This is a genomic window from Bradyrhizobium septentrionale, assembly GCF_011516645.4.
Classification (GTDB): Bacteria; Pseudomonadota; Alphaproteobacteria; order Rhizobiales; family Xanthobacteraceae; genus Bradyrhizobium; species Bradyrhizobium septentrionale.
In genome coordinates, this window is the sequence record NZ_CP088285.1 from 158,523 (window position 1) to 177,906 (window position 19,384).

13 protein-coding genes and 2 pseudogenes are annotated in these 19,384 nt (G+C 65.8%); 3 read left to right on the forward strand and 12 right to left on the reverse strand.

All coding sequences use genetic code 11. The annotated features are described in order from the left end of the window. The first annotated feature begins 187 nt into the window (after nucleotides 1-187). Together HAP48_RS02710 and HAP48_RS02715 are read left to right on the forward strand one after the other, a co-directional pair. Nucleotides 188-2,017: an aminopeptidase P family protein gene (locus HAP48_RS02710; RefSeq protein ID WP_166214969.1), complete on the forward strand. Its 1,830-nt coding sequence runs from the start codon at nucleotides 188-190 to the stop codon at nucleotides 2,015-2,017. A 293-nt stretch (nucleotides 2,018-2,310) separates the two neighbouring features. Continuing rightward, nucleotides 2,311-3,603, forward strand: a pseudogene (locus HAP48_RS02715) (multidrug effflux MFS transporter). 151 nt (nucleotides 3,604-3,754) lie between these two features. Here HAP48_RS02715 and ligA read toward each other — a convergent pair. From ligA to murB, 10 genes and pseudogenes are all read right to left on the reverse strand, one after another. After that, entirely contained in the window at nucleotides 3,755-5,908 is a 2,154-nt protein-coding gene (ligA, locus tag HAP48_RS02720) for an NAD-dependent DNA ligase LigA (RefSeq protein ID WP_166214966.1), read from the reverse strand. A gap of 8 nt (nucleotides 5,909-5,916) precedes the next feature. Then, complete coding sequence (gene recN, locus HAP48_RS02725) at nucleotides 5,917-7,587, reverse strand: DNA repair protein RecN (RefSeq protein ID WP_166214963.1); 1,671 nt, start codon at nucleotides 7,585-7,587, stop codon at nucleotides 5,917-5,919. A gap of 13 nt (nucleotides 7,588-7,600) precedes the next feature. Next, nucleotides 7,601-8,509: an outer membrane protein assembly factor BamD gene (locus HAP48_RS02730; protein ID WP_420869848.1), complete on the reverse strand. Its 909-nt coding sequence runs from the start codon at nucleotides 8,507-8,509 to the stop codon at nucleotides 7,601-7,603. Nucleotides 8,510-8,753: 244 nt separating this feature from the next. After that, on the reverse strand, nucleotides 8,754-9,716 hold the full coding sequence (gene lpxC / locus HAP48_RS02735; protein WP_166214961.1) for a UDP-3-O-acyl-N-acetylglucosamine deacetylase: 963 nt from the start codon (nucleotides 9,714-9,716) through the stop codon (nucleotides 8,754-8,756). A 348-nt stretch (nucleotides 9,717-10,064) separates the two neighbouring features. Continuing rightward, nucleotides 10,065-11,846, reverse strand: coding sequence for a cell division protein FtsZ (ftsZ, locus tag HAP48_RS02740; RefSeq protein WP_029078899.1), 1,782 nt, complete (start codon nucleotides 11,844-11,846; stop codon nucleotides 10,065-10,067). 89 nt (nucleotides 11,847-11,935) lie between these two features. Further along, the gene (gene ftsA / locus HAP48_RS02745; protein ID WP_029078900.1) at nucleotides 11,936-13,252 is read right to left on the reverse strand and encodes a cell division protein FtsA; all 1,317 of its coding nucleotides are present in this window, start codon (nucleotides 13,250-13,252) and stop codon (nucleotides 11,936-11,938) included. Then, nucleotides 13,249-14,259: a cell division protein FtsQ/DivIB gene (locus HAP48_RS02750; protein ID WP_166214957.1), complete on the reverse strand. Its 1,011-nt coding sequence runs from the start codon at nucleotides 14,257-14,259 to the stop codon at nucleotides 13,249-13,251. Before HAP48_RS02750 ends, ftsA begins: the two co-directional genes overlap by 4 nt. Further along, nucleotides 14,199-14,492, reverse strand: a pseudogene (locus HAP48_RS02755) (D-alanine--D-alanine ligase); the annotation flags it as partial. The pseudogene HAP48_RS02755 and the gene HAP48_RS02750, both read right to left, overlap by 61 nt. Nucleotides 14,493-14,590: 98 nt before the next feature. Next, nucleotides 14,591-15,577, reverse strand: a complete 987-nt coding sequence (locus HAP48_RS02760; RefSeq protein ID WP_166214955.1) for a D-alanine--D-alanine ligase family protein — start codon at nucleotides 15,575-15,577, stop codon at nucleotides 14,591-14,593. Next, on the reverse strand, nucleotides 15,577-16,494 hold the full coding sequence (gene murB, locus HAP48_RS02765; RefSeq protein ID WP_166214952.1) for a UDP-N-acetylmuramate dehydrogenase: 918 nt from the start codon (nucleotides 16,492-16,494) through the stop codon (nucleotides 15,577-15,579). The genes HAP48_RS02760 and murB overlap by 1 nt, the downstream gene beginning before the upstream one ends. 20 nt (nucleotides 16,495-16,514) lie before the next feature. On the opposite strand from murB, the gene HAP48_RS02770 reads away from it, so the two are divergent. Further along, nucleotides 16,515-16,844 (forward strand): GIY-YIG nuclease family protein, encoded by a 330-nt coding sequence (locus HAP48_RS02770; RefSeq protein WP_166216973.1) that lies wholly within the window; start codon nucleotides 16,515-16,517, stop codon nucleotides 16,842-16,844. Between the two features lie 56 nt (nucleotides 16,845-16,900). Here the strand turns inward: HAP48_RS02770 and murC are convergent, their stop codons facing one another. Continuing rightward, a complete protein-coding gene (gene murC, locus HAP48_RS02775; RefSeq protein WP_166214948.1) occupies nucleotides 16,901-18,304 on the reverse strand; it encodes a UDP-N-acetylmuramate--L-alanine ligase in 1,404 nt (467 codons plus the stop codon). A 228-nt stretch (nucleotides 18,305-18,532) separates the two neighbouring features. Further along, nucleotides 18,533-19,372 (reverse strand): class I SAM-dependent methyltransferase, encoded by an 840-nt coding sequence (locus HAP48_RS02780; protein ID WP_166214945.1) that lies wholly within the window; start codon nucleotides 19,370-19,372, stop codon nucleotides 18,533-18,535. Between the last annotated feature and the right edge of the window lie 12 nt (nucleotides 19,373-19,384).

A 19,384-nucleotide genomic window follows, 5' to 3' on the forward strand; every position in this document is an offset into this window, starting at 1 on the left:
CTTGACCAAGGACGCGCAGTAGACATCGTCCGGTCATTTCTACTATGCCACGATTCAAGCATAAGTTATGCCAAAATAATGGTCAGGCCTGACCGCGTGGCGCAAGGTGGACAACCGGCTTTCCGGCGCGACAAAGGCGCCGCGTTTGCGCGAAGATCATGCGCCATCTGAAGAGAGTGCGACAGCGATGTTCGAAGCCCATTTCCAGACGTTCGAAGAGCCTGAAGGCGGCGTGGCGCTGACCGCGCGCTTGAGCGCGCTGCGCGAGGAGCTGGCGCGGCGCAAGCTGACCGGGTTTGTGGTTCCGCGCGCCGACCAGCAGCAGAATGAGTATGTTGCGGCGTCCGAGGAGCGGCTCGCCTGGCTGACCGGCTTCACCGGATCGGCCGGGCTCGCGATCGTGCTGAGCAAGCAGGCCGCCCTGTTCGTCGACGGCCGCTACACGCTGCAGGCCGGCAAGCAGGTCGACGCCAAGGCCTGGCAGGTCGAGCCGCTGGTCGAGCCGCCGCCGGAACACTGGCTGACGCGGCACCTTTCAGCCGGCGACCGCCTAGGATTTGACCCCTGGCTGCACACTTCTGCGGCAGCGGAACGGCTGGCGGCGGCCTGCACCAAGGCCGGCGCCGAGCTGGTCGCGGTCGACCGCAACCCGGTCGATGCGATCTGGAGCGAGCGGCCGGCACCGCCGCTCGGCCCGGTCAGCATCCACGGCGCGCAGTTTTCCGGTGAGATCGAGGCCGAGAAGCTCAAGCGGATCCGGCTCGAGATCAACAAGCTCGGCGTCGACGCGCTGGTGCTCTCCGACAGCCACGCGGTGGCCTGGGCCTTCAACATCCGCGGCGCCGACGTCTCGCATACGCCGCTGCCTCTGTCCTACGCGCTGGTGCCGAAGGACGGCCGGCCGCTGGTGTTCATCGATCACCGCAAGCTGTCGAACTCTGTGCGCGACCATCTCGAGCAATCCGCCGATGTCGAGGAGCCGGCGGCGCTGGCACCGAAACTCACCGAACTCGCCAAGCGCGGCGCCTCGATCGCGCTGGACAGCGCGACCGCAGCCGACGCGCTGAGCCGCCTGATCGCGGGCGCCGGTGGCAAGCCGGTGCGCGGCAACGACCCGGTCAGCCTGCTGAAGGCGGTGAAGAACATCACCGAGATCGAGGGCACGCGCACGGCGCATCAGCGCGACGCGGTGGCGCTGACGCGCTTCCTCGCCTGGATCGACCGTGAGGCGCCCACAGGCCACCTCACCGAGATCGACACCGTCGAGGCGCTGGAGACATTCCGCCGCCAGACCGGCGCGCTGAAGGACGTCTCGTTCCCGACCATCGCCGGCACCGGGCCGAACGGCGCCATCGTGCATTACCGCGTGACGCGCAAGAGCAACCGCCGCATCGCGCCCGGCGACCTCCTGCTGATCGATTCCGGCGCTCAATATCAGGACGGCACCACTGACGTCACCCGCACCATCGCGATCGGCAAACCGAGCGACGAGATGCGCGACCGCTTCACCCGGGTGCTGCGCGGTCATATCGCGATCGCCCGCGCGATCTTCCCCGACGGCACCACCGGCGCGCAGCTCGACAGCTTCGCACGGCAGTATCTCTGGCGGGCTGGGATCGATTTCGAGCACGGCACCGGCCACGGCGTCGGCAGCTATCTCTCAGTGCATGAAGGGCCGGCGCGGATCTCAAAACTCGGCACTACGCCGCTGAAGCGCGGCATGATCCTGTCCAACGAGCCCGGCTACTACAAGACCGACGCCTACGGTATAAGGATCGAGAACCTCGAGCTCGTGATCGGCACCGACATTGCCGGCGCCGAGAAGCCGGTCAATGCCTTCGAGACGCTGACCCTGGCGCCGATCGATCGCCGCCTGATCGAGGTGAGCATGCTGGGCCAAGACGAGTTGGCCTGGCTCAACGACTACCACGCCCGCGTCGCGCGCGTGGTGCGCCCGCATCTCGACGACAACGCCACGAAGCTGTGGCTGGATGAGGCGACGGCTGCGCTGAAGTAGCGGCGCCGAGCTTACCGCACACCCTTTCCTCACACATAGTGTCATCCCCCGCGCATGCGGGGGATCCAGTACGCCGCGGCCCATCAGTTTAAATACGCCGGCCTCTGGAATACTGGGTCCCCCGCTTTCGCGGAGGACGACAGCGGAATTCGCGGAGGACGACAGTGTGCTTATTGCGCGAGACGAAACATCATCGCTGCGCCTCCTGAAATCGCATGGGCGTATGCCGAAACACACGTATTCCGCGCGAACGGGCACGCTACAGTCTTTCCACAATGCTGGATCGGACCTGAATGCACGGGGTGATGGGCAAGCCGCCCGGCGACAACAACAAAGACAACATCAAGGACAACATCGCGACATCGAAGGTCATGCTGCTGATGCTCGTCGTGATGACGGGCGTCGCGCCGATCTCGCTCTACATGCTGGTCCCGGCGCTGCCGGTGCTGGCGACCAATTTCGGCCGCGACATCTCGATCGCGCAGATGACGGTGTCGCTCTACATGGTCGGCATTGCGCTCTCGCAGCTGATCATGGGGCCGCTGTCCGACAGATTCGGCCGCCGCCCGGTGCTGCTCGCAGGCCTCGGCCTGATGGTGGTGGCCGGCATCGGCTCGGTGTTTGCCGAAACCCTGCCGCAGCTGATCGCGGCGCGCTTCTTCCAGGCGCTCGGCGGCGCCAGCGGCATGGTGATCAGCCGCGCCATCATCCGCGATCTCTATCCGCGCGAGCGGGTCGGCGCCATGATCAGCCTCGTGGTCGCCGCGCTGATGATCGCGCAGATGGTGAGCCCGCTGACCGGCGGCCTCTTGGAGACCGCATTCGGCTGGCGCGCGATCCTCTATCTCATCACCGCGGCGTCGCTGACCGTCACGATCTTCATTGCGCTGGCGCTGCCCGAGACCCGCCGTGACCGCGCCGACAGCGCGAGCTTTCGTGGCGACCTCGGCAAGCTGATAACGAACCGCGCCTTCGTCGGCTATCTGCTGTGCCAGGTATTGTCGTCGTAGATCATCTTCGCCTTCGCCGGCGGCGGTCCCTATATCGTGGTGACCCAGATGGGCCGCAGCAGCGCCGAGTACGGCGCGTGGTTCGCGATGACGGGGTTCGGCTATTTCGTCGGCAATCTGCTCTGCGTGCGCTTCGCGCCGCGGCACTCGCTGGAGAAATTGATCTGGTTCGGCCTCGCGCTGCAGCTCGGCGGCAGCCTGTTGAACCTGATCTGGAGCTTTGCCGGAGTGAACCAGGCTCCGCTCTGGCTGTTCGGCACCCAGATGATCGTGATGGTCGCCAATGCCTTCGTGATGGCCAATTCCACCGCCGGCGCCATCAGCATCCGCCCCGACGCCGCCGGCACCGCCTCCGGCGCGATGGGCTTCCTGCAGCAGGGCATCGGCGCGCTGGTCTCGCAATTCGGCGCCTATCTCGGCGGCCACTCCACCACCACGCTGCCGCTGACCTCGGCAATCTTCGCAATCTCGATCGCCTGCGCCTGCACGATGATCTTCATCGTGCCGCGGCGGAATGTGGTGGTCAGCGAAGAGCTGATCGCGCAGGCCGAGGAGGATGAGAGCGGGATGATGTGAGGCGTGCGCGCGCCGCTCTCATCTCGTCATCCCCGCGCATGCGGGGATCCAGTACGCCGCGGCCTATCCGCTCAGCAATGACTGTCTCTGGAATACTGGATCACCCGCCTTCGCGGGTGATGACAGCTGAGAATGGGGTGACGGCGCGCCCCTACTCCCCGATCAGCTTCAGCCACTCGTCTTCGGTCAGCACCGCAACGCCGTGCTCGCGCGCCTTGGTCAGCTTGGAGCCGGCGTCCTCACCGGCCACCACATAATCCGTCTTCTTGGAAACCGAGCCCGCGACCTTGGCGCCGAGACGCTCTGCCATCGCCTTGGCTTCGTCACGGGTGAATTTCGTCAGCGAGCCGGTGAACACCACGGTCTTGTCCGAAACAGGCGAGCTCTTGCGCGGCTGCTCGGCGGGCTTCACCTCGATCTGGTGCAACAATTCGCCGAGCGCCTTGACGTTGCGCGGCTCGGCAAAGAACTCGACCACCGCATCTGCGACGATCTCGCCGATGCCATCGATATCGTTGAGGTCCTGGTAGGCCTCGGTGGTGTTCTCTTCGTCCTTGCTGCCCTTGGCGGCGGCCAGCATCGCCTCACGGAAATTCTCGATCGTGTGGTAGTGCCGCGCCAACAGCTTGGCGTTGCCTTCCCCGACATGGCGAATGCCGAGCGCAAAGATCAGCCGGTGCAGTTCGATGTTGCGGCGAGCATCGATCGCGTCGAACAGATTGCGCACCGAGGTTTCGCCGTAGCCCTCGCGCTCCATCAATTTCCTGGTCGATCGCCCGTCCCGCTCGCGAAGGGTGAAGATGTCGACAGGCGACATCACCAGCTCGTCCTCGTAGAATTCCTGGATCTGCTTCTCGCCCAGACCATCGATGTCGAAGGCAAGCCGCGACACGAAATGCTTCAGCCGCTCGACCGCCTGCGCCGGACAGATGAGCGCACCGGTGCAGCGACGCACCGCCTCGCCCTCCTCGCGAATCGCATGGCTGCCGCACACCGGGCAGGTGTCCGGAAACTTGTAAGGCTTTGCACTCTTCGGCCGCTTGTCCAGAACGACACTGACGACCTGGGGGATGACGTCGCCGGCGCGCTGCACGACGACGGTGTCGTCGACCCGGAGATCCACGCCATCCCGGATCGGACTTCCGTCGTTGCCGATGCCCTTGATGTAGTCCTCGTTGTGCAGGGTCGCATTCGAAACCACGACGCCGCCGACCGTCACCGGCTCGAGCCGCGCGACCGGCGTCATCGCGCCGGTGCGTCCCACCTGGATATCGATACCCCTGAGAATCGTCGTCGCCTGCTCGGCTGCAAATTTGTGGGCGATTGCCCAGCGCGGGCTGCGCGACACGAATCCGAGGCGCTCCTGCCAGTCGAGGCGGTCGACCTTGTAGACCACGCCGTCAATGTCGTAGCCGAGCGAGGCCCGCTCTTCGCCGATCTTGTTGTAGAATTCCAGGACATCATCGACTCTCTCGCAGAGCGTGATCAGCGGATTGACCACAAAGCCTGCCTTGTCCATCCACTCCAGCATGCCGTGCTGGGTGTCGGCGGGCGGCTCGCTCATCTCGCCCCATGTGTAGGCGAAGAATTTCAGCGGCCGCGACGCGGTGATCGACACGTCCTTCTGACGCAGCGAGCCCGCGGCCGAATTGCGCGGATTGGCAAAGATCGTGTCGTCAGCCGCGGCCTGCTTCTTGTTCAGCTCGAGAAAATCCTTCTTGAGCATATAGACTTCACCGCGCATTTCGCAGGCTGCCGGAACGTTGCGGCCCTTCAGTGTGTGCGGAATGTCCTTGATGGTACGGACGTTGGCGGTGACGTCCTCGCCGGTGAAGCCGTCGCCGCGCGTCGCGGCGCGGACAAGCTCGCCATTTTCGTAGCGCAGCGAGAGAGACAGGCCGTCGATCTTCGGCTCGGCGACCAGCACCGGAATATGGTCGGCATCCAGCTTGAGAAAGCGCCTGATACGTTCGACGAACTCGGTGACGTCCTCGTCGCTGAATGCGTTGCCGAGCGACAGCATCGGAACGGCATGCTGCACCTTGGCAAAGCCGCGCGCCGGCGCCGCGCCAACCGTCTGCGTCGGCGAGTCCTTGGTGACGAGATCGGGGAATTTGGCCTCGATCGCCTCCAGGCGCCGCCGCAAGGCGTCATAGGCCGCATCGGATACGGTCGGCGCGTCCTTCTGGTAGTAGCGCTTGTCGTGGCCTTCGAGCTCGAGCGCAAGCCGCATCAGCTCAACCTTGGCCTGCGCCTTGGTGAGCTTGTCGACGTCGACCAGCGCTTTCTTCGCCTTGACAGCCATGGGCGCGACTAGCTCGCCGCCCTGAGCAGCCGTTCCGCGGCGGCGCGGGCCTCGGCGGTGATCTCGGCGCCGGCCAGCATGCGCGCGATCTCCTCGCGGCGGTGGTCGGCGGCGAGCGCATTGACGCGGGTGGCGACGCGCTTGCCCTTGTCGAGCGCGTCCTTGGAGATCAGGAGATGCTGGCTGGCGCGGGCCGCGACCTGCGGCGCATGGGTCACCGCCATCACCTGCACCTTGCCGGCAAGACGCGCCAGCCGCGAGCCGATCGCGTCCGCCACCGCGCCTCCGACGCCGGTGTCGATCTCGTCGAACACCAAAGTCGGCGCCGAGCCGCGATCGGCCAGCACGACCTTGAGGGCCAGCAGGAAGCGCGACAGCTCGCCGCCGGAGGCGACCTTCATCATCGGTCCCGGCTTGGTGCCCGGATTGGTCTGGACCCAGAACTCGACGCGGTCGATGCCCTGCGGGCCCGGCGCGGCGGCGTTGCTCTCGACCTGGGTCATGAACTTCGCGCGCTCGAGCTTGAGCGGGGCGAGCTCGGCATTGACGGCCTTGTTGAGCTTCTCGGCCGCCTTGCTGCGCGCCGCCGACAGTTTTGCGGCCGAAGCAGCGTAGCGCTGGTCGGCCTCACGGGCTGCCGCTTCCAGCTTCTTCAGCTGGTCGGCGCCGGCATCGATCAACGCGACGTCGCCGGCATATTGCGCAGCCAGCGCGGCCAGCAGATCGACCGGCGTCGAATATTTGCGCGAGGCGGCACGCAGCGCGAACAACCGCTCCTCGATGCGCTCGAGCTCGGCCGGATCGAAATCGGTCGCCGCCAGCGCGGCATGGAGGTGCTGGTCGGCCTCTTCCAGCGCATTGATCGCAATGTCGATCGCCTTCACTGCGGGCTCGATCAGGGCGGGCGCATTGGCGGCGCGCCGCTCCAACCGCCGCACCGCGGCCGACAGCGCCGACACCGGCGAATGCGAGCCGCCGATCGCCTCCTGCGCCTCGCGCAAATCGGTCGCGACCTTCTCGCCCTGCATCATGGTGGTACGGCGGTTGGCGAGCTCGGTCTCCTCGCCCTCCTTCGGCGCCAACGCCTTCAGCTCCTGGGAGGCATGGCGCAGATAGTCGGCCTCGCGCGCGGCGCGCTCCATGCCGACGCGATGCTCGTCGAGATCGGCATTGGCGGTCCGCCTGATATCCCACAGCGCTTCCAGCGCCGCGACGTCCTTCTCGTGGCCGGCGAAGGCGTCGAGCAGTTGACGATGGGTGGAGGCGTCGACCAGAGCGCGCTCGTCGTGCTGGCCGTGGATCTCGACCAGAACGGCGCCGACCGCCTTCAGGGTCTGCACGCTGATCGCCTGGTCGTTGATGAAGGCGCGGGTGCGGCCGTCGGCCAGCTGCACGCGGCGCAGGATCATCTCACCGGTGTCGTCGAGGCCGTTCTCGGCCAAGATCTTGGCCGCCGGATGCCCCTTCGGGACATCGAACGTGGCGGTGACCTGGCCCTGCTCGGCGCCATGGCGCACCAGTCCGGCATCGCCGCGGCCGCCAAGCGCCAGCGCAAAGGCATCGAGCAGGATGGATTTGCCTGCGCCGGTTTCGCCGGTCAGCACCGCGAGGCCACGGGAGAATTCGATATCGAGCCGTTCGATCAGGACGATGTCACGGATCGACAGACGCGCCAGCATGCGAGGACAATTCCTAGCCGAGACCTATCTTCTTGAAGGTCCTGCTGATCCAGGAACCCTGATTCTCGCTCGGCTCGAGACCTCCGGACTTTACTAGATTATACGCGTCCTTGTACCAGCGGCTGTCTGGAAAATTGTGGCCGAGCACCGCGGCCGCCGTCTGTGCCTCGCCGGCGATGCCGATCGCCATATAGGCCTCGGTGAGACGGTACAGCGCCTCCTCGACGTGGCGCGTGGTCTGGTATTGCGTGACCACGGTCTTGAAGCGGTTGATCGCGGCAGTGAAGTCGCGCTTCTCGATGTAGTAGCGCCCGACCGCCATTTCCTTGCCGGCGAGCTGGTCGCGCGCGGCCTGGATCTTGGCCTTGGCCTGGGTGGCGTATTCCGACGTCGGATATTTGCGCACCACCTCTTCGAGCGCCGCGATCGCCTTCTCCGTGCGGCCCTGGTCGCGCGAGATGTCCGGGATCTGGTCGAAATGCGATGCCGCGATCAGGTATTGCGCGTAGGATGCGTCCGGGCTGCCGGGATGCAGCGTGACGTAGCGCGTGGCCGAGCCGATGCAGCTGTCATAGTCGCCGGCCTGATAGAACGAATAGGCCGACATCAACAGCGACTTGCGCGCCCAGTCCGAATAGGGGTGCTGACGGTCGACTTCCTCGAACTTCTTCGAGGCGGCCTTCAGGTCCTTCTTCTCGTTCATCATGTACAAGCCCTCATTGTAGAGCTTGTCCGCGGGCTCATCGACGAAGGTATCGTCCTTGGCCATGAACTTGTCCCACAGCGCGCCGGTGCCGCAGCCTGAGAGCGGCAATGCCAGCACGATCAGGCCCGCCGCAAAGCGCAGCGTGCGCGCGGCCTTCGTCAGGCCGGAGACGTCAGAAGAGGAGCGTGGTTCGAGCGCCATACGCATTGCCGACATGGATTGTAAAACCTGACGCCTTTGATGCGGTTAACGGCGACCCCACTCCACCCATGAACCGCGGTCATGGATGCAATATTTCCCGTGGCTTTGGCGCCGTCACTCGCAACCGCAGGCCTGTTTAGCCGAAAAATGACCTCGGACCAACCGAATACGAAGCCATTCCGCCCGGAATAAGGCGACCCGACGAAGCGCACAGCCTGCTGTGGTTACTACGGAAATTGGGGCTGACCGCCTGCGGCGATCAGGACACGTCCGGACCATAGGCCGGGGAGACAAGGCCGCCCACCGTGCTTGCACCGGCCTCGACATGGCCACGGACCGGCCGCCGGGCGGTTTCCGATTCGACCACGCGCCAGGCGCTGCGGTCGGAGAGCAGCGCCTTCAGCACCGCGTTGTTGAGCTTGTGACCGCCCCGGACCGAACGGTAGCTGCCGAGCAGCGGCAGGCCGGCCAGCGCGAGATCGCCGATCACGTCGAGCACCTTGTGGCGGGCGCACTCGTTGGCATAGCGCAGGCCCTCGGTGTTGAGCAGGCGGGCCTCGTCGAACACCACTGTGTTGTCGAAGGAGGCGCCGAGCGCGAAGCCGGCGCCCCACAACCGCGCCACGTCGTTCATGCAGCCGAAGGTGCGGGCACGGGCGACATCGCGGCGGAAGCCTTCCGGCGAAAGGTCGAACGAGAAGGTCTGGTGGCCAATCACCTTGTTGGTGAATTCGATCTCGACTTCGGCGCGGAACCCGCCGGCGAACGGACGCAGCTCGCCCATCGCGTCGCCGATCTTGACCTGCACCGGCTTGAGCACCTGGATGAAGCGGCGGACGCCGGGCTGGGTCACGATGCCGGCCTGGTCGATCGCTGCGACAAACGCCGCAGCGCTGCCGTCCATGATCGGAACTTCCTGCCCGTCGATTTCGATGGTGGCGTTGTCGACGCCCATGCCGCGCAGCGCAGCGAGCACGTGTTCCGCGGTCGAAACCAGCGGCCCTTCGCGGTCACCCAGCACCGTCGCGAACTCGGTTGCGATCACAGCGTCAGCGGTGGCGGCGACTTCGCGGTCGGCACCGTCGAGACCGGTGCGGACAAAAATAAAACCCGAATCAACGGGCGCTGGTCCCAACGTGAGACTGACAGGAAGACCAGAATGAACGCCTACGCCAGTCACGGTGGCTTGCGACCGAAGCGTGGTTTGACGGCTGAACTTCATTCGATAATGCCCACTACCCGACTTCACTCAATTCAAGTGGCCAAATTTCCCCAGGCCGACTCGCTTGAGCTCCCCAAGTCACGGCAGACCATAGTGATTTCCTAAACCGCGCCAACTCACGCTTCTTTACGGATTGTTACCCCATCTCCGCCGCATTCGCGCCCAAGCATAACCAAATTACGGCAGCGAAAACGCCCCTCGAAGCGCGGCCATCTGATCACCGAAAGAATAATTAATGATTTAAAATCAGTTGGTTGCTTGGCGACCACAACCGCCTGCCCGCAAAAAGGAGAAGGCCTCGGCGGTTCCCCGCCGAGGCCTTCTTTGTCGCCAAGCTTGTAACAAATCTCAGTTTGCCTGCCGGCGCAGGAAGGCCGGGATATCAAGATGGTCGTCGCCCTGTGGCGTTGGCGCAACAGGTGCGGGGCGGCCATGAGCGTCCAATCCCTGCGGCGCCGGGCGCTTCGCATATTCCGATACCGGCGATTCGTTCGCTGAGATCTGCTGCGCGACGCTGCGGGCCTGCTTGCGGTCGGGCAGCGGCGGCATCGCGGGCATCGCCGGATTGGAGGCGCGGGCCGCGATCGGCGGCTCGGTCTCTTCGTCGCGGCGGCCGAGGCCGACATTGGCCAGCCGCTGCAGCAGCGACAGCCGGGTCTTCTGCGGGTGCTCCGCCTCACCGTCATGGGCCTGGCGGATCTCCGCCTGCGCCGGCATCGGCAGATCCTCGAACTTCGGCATCCGCGGGGCGCGGACCGGCGAACGCTCGGCAGCCTGCGGGATGAAGGTCTCGGGCGGCATCGGCTCGTGCTGCTCGGCCTTGGCTGCCTCGTGGTCGGGGAACAAGGTCGGCTTCTGGGCGATCGGCCGCACGGTGACGTCACCATAGGACCCCGGCTGCATCGGCGCCTGAGCCGATGCGCTGTCGGGGGCCACTGCGGCCGCGATCGCCGCGAGCGCGGCACGCTCGACGGCCGGACGCTGCTGGGCGGCGGCAGGAGCCGCAATCGGCGCGACCGTCACGCCGGTCGGCGGCTCCAGCTTCTGGGAACGCTCGGCCATGCGCTGATTGTCGGCCCGCAGGCGGGCAGTCAGATCGGCCAGCCGGCTCTCCGGCGAGCCGCCCGACTGCTGCGCGGGAGCCGCGGCACGGGAGGCGATCGCGGCCTGCTCGATGCCGGTTGCGACCACCGAGACGCGAATGACGCCGTCGAGCGATTCGTCGAAGGTGGCGCCGACGATGATGTTGGCGTCGGCATCGACTTCCTCGCGGATGCGGGTCGCGGCTTCGTCGACCTCGAACAGGGTCAGGTCCTTGCCGCCGGTGATCGAGATCAGGAGGCCGCGGGCGCCCTTCATCGAGCTATCGTCGATCAGCGGGTTGGCGATCGCAGCTTCCGCTGCGGTCAGCGCGCGCTTCTCGCCGGTGGCTTCGCCGGTGCCCATCATCGCCTTGCCCATTTCCCGCATCACGGCGCGGACGTCGGCGAAGTCGAGGTTGATCAGGCCTTCCTTGACCATCAGGTCGGTGATGCAGGCGACGCCCGAGTACAGCACCTGGTCGGCCATCGCGAAGGCGTCGGCGAAGGTGGTCTTCTCGTTGGCGACCCGGAACAGGTTCTGGTTCGGGATGATCAGCAGCGTGTCGACCACCTTGTGCAGCTCGGAAATACCGTGCTCGGCGGTGCGCATGCGGCGCTGGCCCTCGAAGTGGAACGGCTTGGTGACCACGCCGACCGTGAGGATCCCCATTTCGCGGGCGGCCTTGGCGATCACGGGCGCCGCACCGGTGCCGGTGCCGCCGCCCATGCCGGCGGTGACGAACACCATGTTGGCGCCGGTGAGATGATCGCGCAGCTCGTCCATGACCTCCTGCGCGGCCGCGGCACCGACATCGGGCTGCGAACCGGCGCCGAGGCCCTGAGTGACCTGGGTGCCCATCTGGACGATGCGCTGCGCCTTCGACATGGTCAGCGCCTGTGCGTCGGTGTTGGCGACGACGAAGTCGACGCCCTGCAACCCGGCGGTGATCATGTTGTTGACGGCATTGCCACCCGCGCCACCGACGCCGAAGACAGTGATCCGCGGTTTCAGCTCGCTGATGTCAGGGGGTGTCAGATTGAGTGCCATGGTTGCCTCTCTCGATTACGCGCGCGTGGGTTCGCCCCGGCCACGGGGCGCGGGAGTTGGTGAAAATGGGGTGAGCCGGGATGCGGTCATCAGAAGCCCTCGCGAAGCCATCGTCCGACCTTTCCGAAGTAACCGTCTGTCCCTGTCCTGAGCTGCCGCGTGCGCCGCGGTTCGACATGTTCAAGATGAGCGTATTGCGGATAGACCAGGAGGCCCGTCGGCACCGAGAACGAGGCGCCTTTCGCCTCGTTCGGCAGCCGGCCGAAGCCGAGCGGGCGGCCGATGCGGACCTGGCGATTCAGGATGCGGGTGGCAAGCTCGATGGTGCCGGTGAGCTGGGATGCGCCACCGCTCAGCACGACGCGCGCCCTCGGCTCGGCCGCAAAGGGGGAATCCGCGAGCCGGTCACGGACCATTTCGAAGATCTCCTCGGCGCGATGCCGAACAATGTTCGCGATCGTGGCGCGGGACACGATTTGCGGAGTCTCCCGATCGTCGCCTGCAGTGGGGACGGACATCAGCTCGCGCGAGTCCGAACCGCCGGTCAGCACCGTGCCGTATAAAGTCTTGATTCGCTCGGCATCCGCAATGCACGCGCCGATGCCGCGCGCAAGATCCATCGTGATATGTTGTCCGCCGAGCGCAAAACCCGATGCGTGCACGAGGCGCCCGCCCGAGTAGGTCGCGATCGTGGTCGATCCGGCGCCCATCTCGACGACGGCAGCGCCAAGGTCGGCCTCGTCGTCGGTCAGCACCGAGAGGCCCGCGACATAGGGGCTCGACGCCATGGCTTCGACGTTGAGATGGCAGCGCTCGACCACCAGCATCAGGTTCTTGGCGACCGTCGCATCCGACGTCACGACGTTCATGTCGACGCCGAACTGGCGCGCCACCATGCCTCTGGGATCGCGGATACCCTTGACGCCGTCGAGCGCGTAGCCGACCGGCAGCGCATGCAGCACGGTGCGGCCGGCGCCGGCGGCGTGGCGCATGCCGGCGGAGGTGACGCGGCTGATATCGTCCGCGGTGACCGAGCCGCCGCGGATATCGGCCGCGGCCTCAACCAGCTGACCGTGCAGCCTGCCGCCGGAGACCGACAGCAGCACGGATTCGACGCGGACCTTGGCCATGCGTTCGGCCAGCGCCACGGCATGGCGCACCGCCTTCTCGCATTCGGCGAGATCGACCACGGAGCCGGCCTTGACGCCGCGCGACTGGATCTGGCTGTAGCCGATCAATTCGACCGCATGCGTGCGGCCGCGCAGCGCCTCGTTCGGCGGCGACGGCTTCAGCCGCGCGATCATGCAGGCGATCTTGCTGGAGCCCACGTCGAGAGACGCCACCATCGCGGTGCGCTTCTGCATCGGGCGGGTCTTCGGGGTCAGGTTGCGATCGAGGCCGGTCATGCGGAGTCACCGGCCTTCTTCTTGGACTTCTTGTCCATGAACAGCTCGTCGCGCGCCTTGCCGGCGTCCTCGGACAATTGCACGATCAGGCGGTCGGGCAGGCGCATGTCGACGGCGACGATGTCGCGCGAGAACAGCTTCTCGTCCTTGTCGAGCCTGGAGAGCGCGGCCAGCGCATTGCCGACGTCGTTCTCCGGCAGGCGGATGTCGAGGCCGTCCTTCAGGCGCAGGTTCCAGCGCCGCTCGCCGACGAAGATCGCGGCCTTGGTCACCGAACGCACCTGCGGATAACGGTCGAGCAGCGCCAGGAAGTCCTGGGCACGGGTGTCGGCGCCCTTGCCGACCACCAGCGGCAGGTTGAGAAAGCGGCGTGACACGTAGGGCTCGAGCACCGCGCCGTCGGCGGCGATCACCGACAGGCGGCCGTTCTGCTGCCACAGCGCGAAGGCGGTGCGCTCGACAATGTCGATCTGCAGCCGGCCCGGATAGAGCTTCAGGATCGTGGCGTCCGCGATCCAGGGATTGGCCTTCAGCTTGGCGCGCACGGTGTCGGCGTCGAGGAACAGCAGCGAGGAGCGGCCGTTGACGCCGCCGATCGCGAGTACCTCGTCCTGGCTCAGCTGCTTGCGGCCGTTGATGCCGACGGTGGTGATGCGGAAGCCTGCGGCGTTGGCGAGCGCGTTGCGGGTGTCGCTGAGCGCCGTGGTGAATTCCTCGACATGGCCGCCGCGGACGATGCCGAAGCCTGCGCTGCCGAACAGGATCGCGAGCGTCGCGACCAGGCCGATGCGGCGCGGCAGATAGCGTTCGACCGTCTGGATGAAGCGGTTCGGCGGTTCGCGATCGATCACCTGCGGCCGCCTGGCGGCGGGACGCCGGCGGCGGCGTGCGAGATGAGCGCCGACATACTCGCGCAGCAGCACCGCCGCTCCAATAGCGGCTGCTTTCAGGTCAGCTTGAGGCCCCAGCGATCGCAGCGATCGAGTGAGGCGTCCTGCACCATCCATTGCACGAGCTCGTCATGTTGTGCCCGCCAAACCCTGCGGGTCCCGGCACAGGTCACGTCTCGGCTACACCGGTGGGATTAGAGTGGCCCCCTGTTCCCTGGTTGCGATCCTCGAAGCGGTAATCCGCGACAGCTCACGCCCCGGCAGCCAAGCGCTACATGCGCCGCCAGCGTTAACCTTCGGGCTTCCTGGTAAACAAACGGTAAACGAGTTCGGCTTGGAGTGTGTTTTGATCAACGCTTTGAGGACTTTGCCGCGAACCCGTTAGCATTTTAGCAACAGCGTCCGGGTTCCATCCGGCCGGGTCCCGCGGGTTCCCGCCCGGTCGGCCTTAACCCCGGACGCGGCGGCGCGCGATCTCGATCTGGTCGTTGAGGAAATCGGCAAAGGCGATGCCCTGCGCTTTCAAGGCCTTAGGGTACAGTGATGCCGCCGTCAGCCCCGGCAGCGTATTGGTCTCGAGATAGACCGGCCCGTTCACTGAGACGATAAAATCGCTGCGCGAGTAGCCGGTGCAGGACAGCGCGCGATGCGCCTTCAGCGCGTGGTCCATGATGGCGGCGCTGACCTCCGGCGCGAAGCGGCCGGGGCAGATCTCCTGGGTCGACTTCAGGAGGTATTTGGCCGTGTAGTCGAAGCTGCCTTCCGCCGGCACGATCTCGATCGGCGGCAGCGCGAACACCGTGCCGTCGGATTGCTCGAGCACGCCGCAGGTCGCTTCTACGCCCGCGACGTACGGCTCGATCAGATAGTCTTCATGCCTGGCCGCATTGCGGACGGCGACGAGGTCCTGCTGCGCGTTGACGAAGATCAGGCCGTAGCTCGATCCGTCCTTGGCGGGCTTTGCGATCAGCCTGCCATGCTGGGCGAAGGCCTCATCGAGCTGTTCGACGGCGATGCCCTGCGGCGCGTTGAGGCCTGCGATCGCCGCGAAGCGCTTGGCCGACGGCTTGTCGAACGCCAGATGCGACGACGCCGAACCGGAGCCGGTGAACGCGACGCCGCGCATCTCGCACATCGCCTGCAATTCGCCATTCTCGGCGCGACCGCCGTGCAGGCCGAGCACCAGCACACGCTGCTCGGCGCCTGCCTTGTCGAGCGCCTCCTCGAGCGCGATGCCGCGACCGTCGGGCTTGAAATCAACCTCGAAGGGCCGGGTGTGACCGAGCAGCTTCTCCGACGTCACCGCATGCACGGTGTCGTCGACGTCCCAGAACCAGAGCTCCGCGTCGGGCAGCGCGCGATGCAGCGCCTGCGCGCTCGCCACCGAGACCAGCCGCTCCTTGTTGGTGCCGCCGAACAGAATGGTCACCTGCATCAGCTGTTCCCGATCCGCTTGATTTCCCAGTGCAGCTCAATCCCGCTGGTTTGCTTGACCCGTTCACGCACCGTCTCGCCGAGCGTCTCGATGTCGTGCCCGGTGGCGTTGCCGGTGTTGATCAGGAAATTGCAGTGCATCTCCGAGACCTGCGCGCCGCCGACCTTGAGGCCACGGCAGCCGGCTGCATCGATCAGCTTCCAGGCGCTGTTGCCGGGCGGATTCTTGAAGGTCGAGCCGCCGGTCTTCTCGCGGATCGGCTGCGCGGTCTCGCGATGGGTCTGCACCTCGTTCATGCGGGCGCGGATCGCATCTGATGCGGTGATCCTGCCGCGGAAGCGCGCCGAGGTGAAGATCACGGACGGATCGACGCCGCTGTTGCGGTAGACGAACTTCATGTCGGCATTGCCGAAAATGTGCTTCGTTCCATCGCGGCCAATGCCGGTCGCCTCCACCAGCACGTCCTTGGTCTCGCCGCCATTGGCGCCGGCGTTCATGCGCAGCGCGCCGCCGACCGTGCCGGGAATGCCGAAGAAGAATTCCATGCCGCCGATATTCGCGGCCGCCGCCGTTTCGGCGACGCGCTTGTCGAGCGCCGCGGCTCCCGCAGTGACGATATCGCCGGCCGCACTCGTTTCTCCGAACGCACGCGGCGCCAGCCGGATCACGACGCCAGGCATGCCGCCGTCGCGCACGATCAGATTGGAGCCGACGCCGACGACATAGACCGGCAGCTCCTGCCGCAATCGCTTCAGGAAATAGGCGAGATCATCCGCGTCCGCCGGCGTGAACAGCACCTGCGCCGGACCGCCGACACGAAACCAGGTCAGCTCCGCCAACGATTGGTTCGCCAGCAGCCGCCCGCGCAGCTCCGGCATCGCGGCTTTGAGATCAGGCGTGATGTCGGGGAAGGTCATGCGTGACCTCTCCATCCGTCATGGCCGGGCTTGTCCCGGCGATCCACGTCTTGCAGTATCTCCACATGGCAGGTGGATGCGTCTACTTTCTGACCAACCGTCCGAACGGCGACGTCGGGGTAATGAGCGACCTTGTTCGCCGGGTATTTGAGCATCGTTCCGGCTTCGTCGACGGATTCACCAAGCGATACGGACTGAAGCAGCTGGTCTATTTCGAGCAATTCGACGACATCCGTACCGCCATTCAGCGCGAACACACCATCAAACATTGGCCACGCGCCTGGAAGGTCCGCACGATCGTTGCAACGAACCCGAACTGGGACGATCTGTACGTCACGATAGTGCAGTGAAGACGTGGATGGCCGGGACAAGCCCGGCCATGACGTGGATGGATACACGGCCTCCATCACCCCAGCGCCTTCAATTCGCCGGGCAGTGCGTAGGCCCACTGCGTGATGTTGCCGGCGCCGAGGCAGACGACGAGGTCGCCGGGCTTGGCAAGGCCGTGCACGATCTTCGCGAGCTCGCCCGGATTCGGCAGCGGCACCACGTTGCGATGGCCGTGGGCGCGCAGGCCGGCGGCGAAATGATCGCGGTCGATGCCGGCGATCGGCGTCTCGCCGGCCGGATAGACCTCGGCGACCACGACCGCATCGGCGTCGTTGAAGCAGGTGCAGAATTCCTCGAACAGCGACTGCAGGCGGGTGTAGCGATGCGGCTGCACCACGGCGACGATCTTGCCGTTGGTGGATTCCCGCGCCGCCTTCAGCACGGCTGCGATCTCGACCGGATGATGACCGTAATCGTCGATCACGGTGATGCCGTTCGACTCGCCGGTCTTGGTGAAGCGCCGCTTGACGCCGCCGAAGCCGGCCATGGCCTGGCGGATCACGTCGTCGGACACGCCGAGCTGGTGCGCGACCGCGATCGCAGCCGTCGCGTTCGATGCATTGTGGCGTCCCGGCATCGGCAGCATGATATCGGCGATCTCACGCGTCGCGCCGGTCTTGCGATCGCGGATCGCCACCGTGAACTTGGAGCCGCCGCCCATCGGCGTCAGATCCAGCAGCTGCGCATCGGCCTGCGGATTTTGTCCGTAGGTGATGATGCGGCGGTCCTCGATCTTGCCGACCAGGTTTTGCACCACCGGGTGATCGGTGCACATCACGGCGAAGCCGTAGAACGGAACGTTCTCGACGAAATTGCGGAACGCATCCTGGATCGCCTCGAAGGTCTTGAAGTGATCGAGATGCTCGGGATCGATGTTGGTGACGATGACGACATCCGACGGCAGCTTCAGGAAAGTGCCGTCGCTCTCGTCGGCCTCGACCACCATCCAGTCGCCGGCCCCGAGCCGCGCGTTGGAGCCGTAGGCATTGATGATGCCGCCATTGATCACGGTCGGATCGAGGCCGCCGGCGTCGAGCAAGGTCGCCACCATCGTCGTCGTGGTGGTCTTGCCGTGGGTGCCGGCGATCGCGACGCAGCTCTTCAGCCGCATCAGTTCCGCCAGCATCTCGGCCCGCCGTACCACCGGAATGCGCTGCGCGCGCGCCGCCATCAACTCGGGATTGTCGCGCTTGATCGCGGTCGAGACCACGACGACATCGGCGCCGTCGACATTCTCCGCGGTGTGGCCGACCGAGACCTTTGCGCCCTTCTTGCGCAGCCGGTCGAGGTTGTAATTGTCCGACGCGTCGGAGCCCTGCACGGTGTAGCCGAGATTGATCAGCACCTCGGCAATGCCGCTCATGCCGATGCCGCCGATCCCGACGAAGTGAATGGGTCCGATCTCGCGCGGCAGTCTCATGATCCGGTTCCTGACATCATCGTCCGCCCAATGCGGGCACCGCTGCGGAGCGGACGATTGAGCTTCTCTGTGCGCCTCACATCGGCGGCGCTGACCACTGGATGCCCCGCTTTTCCCATGCGTGACAAGGGCTTTTTGCGGCCTCCGGCCGCGGAAATGTCGCGATCATCGACTACCGGCCAGTGGTTGCGATGAGGGATCACGGACATCTCCATCCCGGCCCGGCGGCTACGCCGCTCCCAATCGCACGGCACGTGCCGCCAGTTCATCCTGCATCTCGATGACGCGAAGATAGTTGCGCAGACGATTGGTCTCGAGCGTGCGCAGCAGCTTGTTCCGGTGATAGGGCAGCACGAGTTCGGCCAGCGATGCGCTCCAGGTCGCGCTCATGTCGAACAGCACGCCGAGGCCGAATACGACGGGGATCTCGGCGAAGCCGAACTCCCTGCCCTGCGCCAGCTCCTCCGCCAGGAAATCATCGATCGCGGTCATCACGCCGTTGCGCGCGCCGCCGGAAACATTCGCGAACGCGGCGAGGCCCGCGCCGCGAAAGCCACGGCCCTCGACCAGCGCCGGGCGATCCAGCGTGGCGCCGGCGTCGTAACTGTGCGGATGGCGATAGGCGGCCGGAATTTGCTCGGGTGCGTAATACATGTCGCGCCGCCCGCAGGGCCAGCCGACATCGTGCAGGAAGACCAGCAGGGGCTTGCCGGCGCGGCGGCTGATCGCCTCGATCTGCCGCAGCTCGTGATAGACGGTGTACCAATTGTGGTCGCCATCGACGATCCACGCGTCGGCGGCATCCAGTTCGGCGAAGGCATCGAGGCTGGTCTTTGCCACATGACGCACATCCGGATTGGCGTTCACCCAATCGAGGAATTCGCGCTTCGGCGCCGGATCGACACTGGTGAGCCGACCGCCGCGTACCCGGCAGTGCTCGGCGAGCAGCGCCGACATGCCGCCATACTCCGCGCCGATCTCGACGATATCTAGCGCGTCCGCCAGACGCAGCCCTTCGAGGATCAGATCCGAGAATTCCGAGACGGAGTGAATCAACAGGCCCGTCATGATCTAGTCTCC

Excerpts from the sequence above, each read along its gene's own strand:
- HAP48_RS02710 (WP_166214969.1), top strand. The coding sequence starts at position 188 with ATGTTCGAAGCCCATTTCCAGACGTTCGAAGAGCCTGAAGGCGGCGTG.
- ligA (WP_166214966.1), bottom strand. The coding sequence starts at position 5,908 with ATGGCTGTCAAGGCGAAGAAAGCGCTGGTCGACGTCGACAAGCTCACC.
- recN (WP_166214963.1), bottom strand. The coding sequence starts at position 7,587 with ATGCTGGCGCGTCTGTCGATCCGTGACATCGTCCTGATCGAACGGCTC.
- HAP48_RS02730 (WP_420869848.1), bottom strand. The coding sequence starts at position 8,509 with ATGTCGGCAATGCGTATGGCGCTCGAACCACGCTCCTCTTCTGACGTC.
- lpxC (WP_166214961.1), bottom strand. The coding sequence starts at position 9,716 with ATGAAGTTCAGCCGTCAAACCACGCTTCGGTCGCAAGCCACCGTGACT.
- ftsZ (WP_029078899.1), bottom strand. The coding sequence starts at position 11,846 with ATGGCACTCAATCTGACACCCCCTGACATCAGCGAGCTGAAACCGCGG.
- ftsA (WP_029078900.1), bottom strand. The coding sequence starts at position 13,252 with ATGACCGGCCTCGATCGCAACCTGACCCCGAAGACCCGCCCGATGCAG.
- HAP48_RS02750 (WP_166214957.1), bottom strand. The coding sequence starts at position 14,259 with ATGGATGGTGCAGGACGCCTCACTCGATCGCTGCGATCGCTGGGGCCT.
- HAP48_RS02760 (WP_166214955.1), bottom strand. The coding sequence starts at position 15,577 with ATGCAGGTGACCATTCTGTTCGGCGGCACCAACAAGGAGCGGCTGGTC.
- murB (WP_166214952.1), bottom strand. The coding sequence starts at position 16,494 with ATGACCTTCCCCGACATCACGCCTGATCTCAAAGCCGCGATGCCGGAG.
- HAP48_RS02770 (WP_166216973.1), top strand. The coding sequence starts at position 16,515 with ATGGCCGGGCTTGTCCCGGCGATCCACGTCTTGCAGTATCTCCACATG.
- murC (WP_166214948.1), bottom strand. The coding sequence starts at position 18,304 with ATGAGACTGCCGCGCGAGATCGGACCCATTCACTTCGTCGGGATCGGC.
- HAP48_RS02780 (WP_166214945.1), bottom strand. The coding sequence starts at position 19,372 with ATGACGGGCCTGTTGATTCACTCCGTCTCGGAATTCTCGGATCTGATC.